Below are 1,312 nucleotides of genomic sequence, written 5' to 3'. Positions count from 1 at the left end.
CCGCCGAGCCCGCGCCCCCGGTCGACCCCGACGCCGGCCCACCCGGAGATCCCCTGGTCGCGGCGGCCCGCGGGGCCCTGCCGCAGCTCGAGGTCAAGGGCCGGGCGCCCAAGACGGGCTACGACCGCGACCTGTTCGGGCAGTCGTGGACCGACGACGTGTCCGTGGAGTTCGGCCGCAACGGCTGCGACACCCGCAACGACATCCTCCAGCGCGACCTCCGGGACATCACCTTCCGGCCCGGCACGCGGGACTGCGTGGTCCTCACCGGCGTCCTGGAAGGGCCGTACACCGGGGAGCGGATTGACTTCGTCCGCGGGCAGGACACGTCATCGGAGGTTCAGATCGACCACGTGGTGGCGATGTCGGACGCGTGGCAGAAGGGCGCACAGCAGCTCACCGAGGAGCAGCGGCGTGACTTCGCCAACGACCCGCTCAACCTGTTGGCCGTGGCCGGGTGGGCGAATCAGCAGAAGGGCGACGGCGACACCGCCACCTGGCTCCCGCCGCGTCGCGAGTTCCGGTGCTCGTACGTCTCGCGCCAGGTGCTGGTCAAGGACCGGTACGGACTGTGGGTGACGCAGGCCGAGCGCGACGCGATGGACCGGGTCCTGGCCGGCTGCTGAACCCGCCGCAGCGCACCGCGGCCGGGCAGGGCGCACCGCAGCCGGGTCAGAAGTCGAAGAAGCCGCCGCCGTCGCCGCCGAACAGGCCGCCGTCGAAGAAGCCCCCGCCGCCGTCTCCCCCGCCATCGCCGCCGAACAGGCCGCCGTCGAAGAAGCCTCCGCCGTCGCCTCCGCCATCGCCGCCGTCCCCACCCATGAGTCCGCCGTCGAAGAACCCCTCGCCGCCGTCGCCGCCGCCCATGTCACTGACGTCGGCGCCGCCCTCGCCCACCCCGGACGCGAAGTCCTCACCGGAGTACCCGATGCCCGACATGCCGGCGAACATCATGTTGAACATCATCATCGAGCCCATCATCCACACGCCCGTGGTAAGGGCCGACGCCCACCAGGGCTCCGAGTACCAGCCGGCCGGGACCGGTCGACCGGCCACGACACCGCCCGGGTAGTAGTGCGGGGTCTCGTCGCTCGGATCGGTCGCGGCCTTCATGGTCCGGCCCTCGACGTCGACCTCGCGGTCCTCCGTCACACGGCCGGCGCGGTCCTGTCCGGGGGTCTTGGGCAGCTCAGGGCCCGGGTCCAGGCCCATCGCCGAGCGCGCGGCACGCACGTAGTACAGCCCCTCCAGCGCGGTGTCCTTGGCCAGCTGCGCCTGCACCGGGGTGCGGGCGTTCTCCAACTCGGACACG

At 72.5% G+C, this 1,312-nt stretch carries 2 protein-coding genes; one reads left to right on the top strand and one right to left on the bottom strand.

The window, feature by feature from the left end; translation table 11 throughout:
* On the top strand, nucleotides 1-626 hold a 626-nt coding region (locus G6024_RS03785; RefSeq protein WP_159148086.1), incomplete at its 5' end, for an HNH endonuclease family protein.
* 46 nt (nucleotides 627-672) lie between these two features.
* On the opposite strand, the gene G6024_RS03780 is transcribed toward G6024_RS03785, so the two are convergent.
* On the bottom strand, nucleotides 673-1,312 hold a 640-nt coding region (locus G6024_RS03780), incomplete at its 5' end, for a DUF1542 domain-containing protein (protein WP_159148084.1).

The sequence above is a fragment of the Dietzia maris genome (genome assembly GCF_014144855.1).
GTDB classification, from domain to species: domain Bacteria; phylum Actinomycetota; class Actinomycetes; order Mycobacteriales; family Mycobacteriaceae; genus Dietzia; species Dietzia kunjamensis.
Note: the sequence above shows the minus strand (reverse complement) of the source record. Positions and strands in the feature narration are given on the sequence as shown.